This is a genomic window from Bacteroidota bacterium, assembly GCA_018698135.1.
Taxonomy (GTDB): domain Bacteria; phylum Bacteroidota; class Bacteroidia; order CAILMK01; family JAAYUY01; genus JABINZ01.
On sequence record JABINZ010000109.1, the window covers coordinates 1 to 7,426 of the forward strand.

At 34.6% G+C, this 7,426-nt stretch carries 4 protein-coding genes; 1 reads left to right on the top strand and 3 read right to left on the bottom strand.

Annotation, left to right across the window (positions count from 1 at the left end; genetic code table 11):
- Nucleotides 1-201: 201 nt before the first annotated feature.
- Nucleotides 202-1,782: a T9SS type B sorting domain-containing protein gene (locus HOG71_06880; GenBank protein MBT5990561.1), complete on the top strand. Its 1,581-nt coding sequence runs from the start codon at nt 202-204 to the stop codon at nt 1,780-1,782.
- Nucleotides 1,783-1,871: 89 nt separating this feature from the next.
- On the opposite strand, the gene HOG71_06885 is transcribed toward HOG71_06880, so the two are convergent.
- The 3 genes from HOG71_06885 to HOG71_06895 all read right to left on the bottom strand — a co-directional run.
- Nucleotides 1,872-4,436 (bottom strand): ATP-dependent Clp protease ATP-binding subunit, encoded by a 2,565-nt coding sequence (locus tag HOG71_06885; protein ID MBT5990562.1) that lies wholly within the window; start codon nt 4,434-4,436, stop codon nt 1,872-1,874.
- A gap of 201 nt (nt 4,437-4,637) precedes the next feature.
- Nucleotides 4,638-6,794, bottom strand: coding sequence for a T9SS type A sorting domain-containing protein (locus HOG71_06890; protein MBT5990563.1), 2,157 nt, complete (start codon nt 6,792-6,794; stop codon nt 4,638-4,640).
- An 88-nt stretch (nt 6,795-6,882) separates the two neighbouring features.
- Nucleotides 6,883-7,426: hypothetical protein (locus HOG71_06895; protein MBT5990564.1), on the bottom strand; the 544-nt coding region annotated here is incomplete at its 5' end.

The following is a 7,426-nucleotide window of genomic DNA, read 5'->3' on the forward strand; positions in this document are numbered from 1 at the left end:
AAGCCATTGAAATATTGATAACTTTTTAAACGCTAAAGCTAAAAGTTACCAACATTACAACAGCATTATGAATATTATTATAAATTTGAAATTAAAGGAAATTATAACCAGACAGAGTTTGATTTACACTCCCAAAAAATAAATGGATATAGCTTGTATGGAGTTCTGTGTACCAGACATAAAAATTTAAAAGATTATTGGTTGGTATGTTCAACCCATGATTCGCTATATTCTTATTTGATTAAAGACGATGAATTTACATCTCCGCTTATTTCCAGATTAAACAATTCATTTTCTGCTCTAGATAATCATTTTTCTTTTGATGGATCAACAGTGGCTGGATACACAAATTATGGTAACAATGATAGTGGAGGATTTAGATTATTAAAATTTAACACTTATTCTGGTTATTTCTCAGATCCGATTCACATTGTTTTACCTTTTACTTGTTATGTTTTCAGCACAATTCTTTCACCAGATGCATCAAAAGTATATGTATTTTGTAAAAATCGCATTGGCAACACCAGTTATTATTATATTTATCAGGCAGATCTTTCTAGCTGGAATGAAGCTGATATCTTGAATTCGTTATTATTAATTTCAGGGGAAGAGGCTCAATATCATAATTCTATATTAAAAATTATTGATAGTAAAATCTATCTTACTAGTGATTTTAAATTTAATCAGGCTGACCGATATTATTTATCAGTTATTGAAAATCCAAATGCAAAAGGTTTAAGTTGTAATTTTATTGAAAAATACAAAAAACTGAGTTCAATTAGTAGTTTTAGCTTTGGAGGTGCATATTGGGGATGGCATAGTAGCCAAAGCAGAAATGCAACAATATCAAGATTTTACACATCAGAATTACGCCTGAATACTGCAATACAATTTACTTTGGCAGCAAGTAAAAATGCGGAAAGTTACTTATGGGATTTCGGAGATATTATTTCGGGGACTGATAATTATTCAAGCCAAAAAGAACCTCAACACACCTACTCTAAACCAGGTATATATAAAGTAATTCTTATTACTTCCGAGCAAGGATATTACGATACATCTGCTATGAACATTTGTATTTGCCACAAGCTTGACTATACTCCATTTCCTGATACAAATTATTGCTATACAGACGAGATCGAATTTAATTCAAATAGTCCACAGGCAAAATGTATTTGGTCAACAGGAGAATCTTCTCAAAAGATAACCTTAAAAGATACTGGAATTTATTGGTTGGAACTTGGCAGTAAAGACTGCATAATTCGAGATACATTCAGGATAGAATCAAAACGTGCTAATGCTTTATTTTTTAGGAATAAAGATACTGTGATTTGTGAGGGGCATATTTTGAGACCGGATATTTATCCTCAGAATTGCAGCTTTGATTGGTCAAGTGGTGATACTACATTTACAATTACTCCATGGAATTCAGGGCTTTACAAACTAATTGCTGAAAATAAATTTTGCTACCTATATGATAGCATTAACATTAAAATTGATACTTGTGATTTTACATATTTTGCACCTAACGCTTTTACGCCTAATGGTGATGGAAGAAACGACACATTTCAAATTTTCATTTCAGAAACTTCTAAATTCAATCTAAAGATATTCAATCAATGGGGTGAAAAAATATTTGAAACTAATAATCCAAATCTAGGCTGGGATGGACTTTACAATGGCATGTATTCACCTGTAGGAGTTTATACTTATTACTTCACAGCAATTTACAAAAATGAAACATTAGATTCATCAATGGGAAAAATACACTTAATCAGATAATTTTCAACTCAAATTCCATTAAGCTGATTCCTTAATCTGTATGGAAATTGTAAAATTATTTAGATACATATTTGAATAAAAGTCTTCAATTACTTTTTACTTTCATCCTCAGCATCCTTATTTTCCTCTTTTTGCTTTTCCTTATTCTTTGCAGACTTTGTATCTCCTTTATGCGTTACAACCAATTCTTCTGCATCTTTTACATGATCGACCATAAAGACCTCTCCTTCCTTCACTTCAGATTTCAATAGTTCTTCAGCAATTTTGTCTTCCAAATACTTTTGAATTGCACGTTGTAAAGGTCTGGCTCCATATTTTGGATCATATCCTTTTTGAACCAGAAACTCAATAGCTTCAGCAGTCAGTTCAATTTCAAAATCCATTTCGGCCAATCGACCTTTCAACTCCTGAATTGGATTGCGAATAATTTTTCTTATATCATCTTCAGAGAGCGAATTGAAAATAATCACATCATCAATTCTGTTCAGGAATTCAGGTGAGAAATAACGTTTCAATTCCTTCTCTACAATGCTTCTATTTTGATCATCTGTATTGTCCTTGATGCTAAAACCAACTCCTGATCCAAAATCCTTGACCTGACGAGAACCAATATTGGAGGTAATAATGATGATTGTATTTCTAAAATCAATTTTACGACCCAAACCATCGATAACAAAACCTTCATCAAGAATTTGAAGAAGAATATTGTTAACATCAGAATGTGCTTTCTCTATTTCGTCAAACAATACAACAGAATAGGGTTTGCGTCTTACTTTTTCAGTTAGCTGTCCACCTTCCTCATAACCTACATAGCCTGGAGGCGCTCCTACTAAACGAGATACATTGAATTTTTCCATGTATTCGCTCATATCAATACGAATCAAAGCATCGTCTGCATCAAATAAATAACGCGCTAGTACTTTTCCTAATTCCGTTTTTCCAACACCTGTTGGTCCAAGGAAAATAAATGATCCGATTGGGCGATTGGGATTCTTTAGTCCGGCTCGTGTACGCTGGATGGCTTTGGTTAATTTTTGAATGGCTAAATCCTGACCGATAATTTTTTCCTGAAGCTCAACTTCCATATTCAATAATCGCTTGCCTTCATTGCGTGCAATACGTTTTACAGGAATTCCAGTCATCATAGCAACTACTTCACTTACATGTTCTTCATTAACTGTAAAGCGATGCTTTTTACTTTCTTCTTCCCATTTTTGCTTATGGATTTCCAATTGCTCTATCAGTTTCTTTTCCTGATCTCTTAGCTTGGCGGCTTCTTCGTATTTTTGGCTTTTTACAGCATCATTTTTATTATGCTTGATCTTTTCAATTTGTTCTTCCAGTTCCAAAATTGAGGTGGGTACATGAATATTTGTGATATGAACCCTTGCTCCTGCTTCATCAAGAATATCGATCGCTTTATCGGGTAAATGCCTATCATTGATATATCGATGACTTAGATTTACACAAGCTTTGATGGCATCGGGTGTATAAAAAACATTGTGATGATCTTCATACTTATCTTTAATATTTGAAAGTATCTCTAAGGTTTCATCAACAGAAGGAGGATTGATCAGAACTACTTGAAACCTTCTTTCCAGAGCTCCATCTTTTTCAATATGCTGACGGTATTCATCTAATGTTGTTGCTCCAATACATTGGAGTTCTCCTCTGGCTAAAGCTGGTTTAAACATATTGGATGCATCCAATGAACCAGATGCGCCTCCTGCACCAACAATGGTGTGGAGTTCGTCAATGAATAGAATAACATCGTTGTTATTCTCCAACTCATTTAAAACAGCTTTCATTCTTTCCTCAAATTGGCCGCGGTATTTTGTTCCGGCAACCAAAGAAGCCAAATCAAGTGCTACAATTCTTTTATTGAATAAAACACGACTAACTTTCTTTTGAATAATGCGCAAGGCCAAACCTTCTGTTATAGCGGATTTACCTACTCCGGGTTCACCAATTAAAACCGGATTATTCTTCTTTCTTCGACTTAGAATTTGACTAACACGTTCGATTTCAGTTTCGCGACCTACAATTGGATCAAGTTTTCCATCTTCCGCCATTTTAGTCAAATCTCTTCCAAAATTATCCAATACGGGTGTTTTGGTTTTTGAAGATTTTGATTTTCCTTCACCACTGGCTGGCTTGTCTGAATCATCCGGAAACTCATCCTCATCTTCAGGATCTGAAGGCAAATCGGCTTTGGAATAGAATCGATCAATTAATTCTTCCTTTAGATTCTCATAATTAATAGAGTATTTGTGCATAATCTGAGAAGCTATATTATCTTCATCCTTTAATATGGATAATAAAAGATGCTCTGTATCAATTACTTCACTTTTCAATATACGCGCTTCTAAATATGTTAGTTTGAGTACATTTTCGGCTTGTTTGGTCAAAGGGATATTACCACTCACACCATCTGTTTTTTCAGCTGTATTTCGGATAACATCTTCTAATGATTTTTTTAATCGTAAAATGTCAACATCCATATTGTTTACAGCTTTAATGGCTTTGCCTACTCCCTCTCGAATAAGGCCTAATAATAAATGTTCAGGGCCAATATAATCGTGACCTAAACGAATAGCCTCTTCTCTGCTGTATTGAATGACATCTTGAACTCTGGGTGAAAATTTCGCGTTCATGTATATTTTGAATTAATTCTATCTAAATAATTGTGGCAGAAGACTCAAATATTAAGCCATCGGCATTTCTCCTCACTTTATCTGTCAAAATTACGAAATATCCCATTGGTGAAGCATCGAATAGATATTAACATTCAGATAAATGCAAAAAAAAGCTGTTTCCAATTCAAAATCAGAAACAGCCATTCCTATTTTTTCTCTTTAGTTTTTGTAAAACTTCGAGATCGTACTTTTTTCATTGTTAGCATTAATTTCAATGAAATAAAGTCCACTATTCAATTGATTAACATCGAGATTGATTAGAAAATCGCCAACAACTGATTGTTTATCTGACAGTAATAATTTACCGTTCAGGTCAAAAATACGAACCGACAATTGCGTAGCCTCATTTATTGATCCTTCAACAAATACTTGGCTTTTTGCGGGATTTGGATATAATTTTAAACGAATATCCTGATCATTCAATAAATTGATTCCTATGGTTGTGGTATCGGTATAAAAACCTTCAATATCGTTTTTATCTCTAGGTGTTAGTTTCCAATTACCAAAACTATAATAAAGAAGTCCGTTTACAAAACCCAAATGTTGATTTAGCGTTAAACTATCAACATTAAAATTACCTTCAATGGCACGTGACAAATCGTCCACTCTCAAACCATCAGTATTATTAGTGTCCAATGCAAACACCCATTCCCCATAATTTCCTGAAGGTGCATCGGCATTCAAATTAACGACATAAATATCATCAAATCCAAGCAACATACTTTCATAAGGCTCTGAATACGCAAATATATCAGCAGCAATAGAATCGAGTGGAATATTTTTAGTTAATGCTGGTAAAGGATTATTTTTAGAAACCACACTATGATTGGCTGCACCGGTGTTGAACAAGAACGTAACATCATATTCTTCAACAACCTGAGCTTTGCTAATCAGCACTGAGTCTCCTAATTTCAAATTGGCAAGGCCATCACCAGTAACTGCACGAAGTAATATTCCTGACCAAGGATTTGTTCCACTTTGGATTCCAACATTTCCTAATTGATCCAGTGTAGCAGTCACAATACCACCTATGGCAACATCTAAATCTGAACCATTCCAAATTGATGCACCGCTTCCAAATGGTGTTTCCTGAATTTGTGAAATTTTGGTAATTCCTCCATTCAAAACACGGTAAATTGAACCAGTTGCATTTGAATCAGGGTAATTTGAGTATAAGCCGTTGTTGTCGAATGCTTTAAACCAATAATTTACATATTCGCCATCGGCTTGAGCCGGAATATCAGCGCTATATGTATTGGCAGCTCCTTTTGTCATCACTACTTCAGTAAAAGTCAGGTTACCAATACCAACAGAATAATATAAACTAGCATTGGTTATTGTCCCGTCATTATCGGTGATAACAGCAGAAACCGTTACTGCGTCAGACGATGATGCAACAACCGGATCTCTCTGGATTTGACTAATAAAAGGAGCAGCAGCTGACACATTAATGTCAGTTGGTAAGAGTGTATTGATTTGATAACCATACGCGCCCACTTCTTCGATTGCACCTTGAATATAATTCAGTTTTGTTCCTTCAGAAGGAAATTGTTGTACATAATCGTTACACCAGCTGGCACTTGCATTCGCATCATTTCTCCAATATCCTGAGTTGTCATCAATGGCAATTTTATTTCCATTATTATCCTGAACACTCCAGAATTTCCTTGCACCACCATAACCCGGGCGATCACTAACATCCACAACTGTTACATTTTCAAAACGTACAAACATACCTTCGTATTTTTCGCCAGTCATGCGCTGCGTTACAATATTACCTGAACCATCATTTTTTTCAAGTAAATCGATGGTAATTATTTCCGGATCAATAATATGAGCTGTATCTATTGTATTTGGAATATCAATAATTTCTGACTCAATAGGAATTAAATAGAGTTGTGAATTATTGCTATACTGCCCCATTACACCTGTTGCTTTAACGGTATAGCCTGGAACAAAGTTCTCGTAAAACTTAGTATCATTATTTAGTTGATCTAAATCGCCTGTATAATTTGCCAATGCTCCCGGATCAACAAAAACCATCATGCCACCCCACTCGTGTAAGGAAGTATCGATTATCCAAGTTGCTTTTCTGGAGGTAGCACTTTTTGCATAATAATGTGGATTAAAAATAACCACACCCTGAAATGTAACTGTATCGCCATATTTGTAATAGGTAGGTTCATCAATTCCACTTGCCAATTCTGTTGAATCGACAAATTGCAGGCTATCCATGCGAATTACTCGTCCATGAGTTTGCGCAATAGAATACATACTGACCAGTAAAAGCCCTAAAATAAAGTATAATTTTTTCATCTGAATGTAATTTAATTATTATTGATTTTCTTAATCCCCATAATGACATAATTAGCAGGGAATTTCCATTTATAAATTTTCTATTTGTTTATTTGAGCACTGCAAATTTGCCTGTTTTAACTGTATTTCCTTTTAAATCCTTCACTGAAAAGAGATATAAACCCTGTGTAATTGACTGACCATTATCAGACAATAAATCCCAGGCATGTTCACCACCTGAAAAAACACGCTGATCGGATCCGCTAAAATTAGGGAACCACTGAATATCATCTCCATTATAAAAATCAGCATCATGATCCAATCGGGTGACCACATCTCCAGATAAGGTATAGATGATTATTTCACATTTTGAAGGCAAATTATAAAAATATATTTTTTTGGTTCTGGAAGTTACTCCGTCCCATGAGGCGGATGATCGATATGGATTAGGATACACACCTATTTCCTGAGTTCCACTATCATCAGCTGCTGATCCAATAAAAACGCTGTACGAATTTTCGACTTTGGATGATTCCAGCGGTTCTAAATCCAGTTCTTTGTCACCTTCATCAAATGCAGTTAAAATGATCATATATTGCCATCCATTGAGTAAACCATCCATACTATAATGGTATACATATTCTGTTGGATCA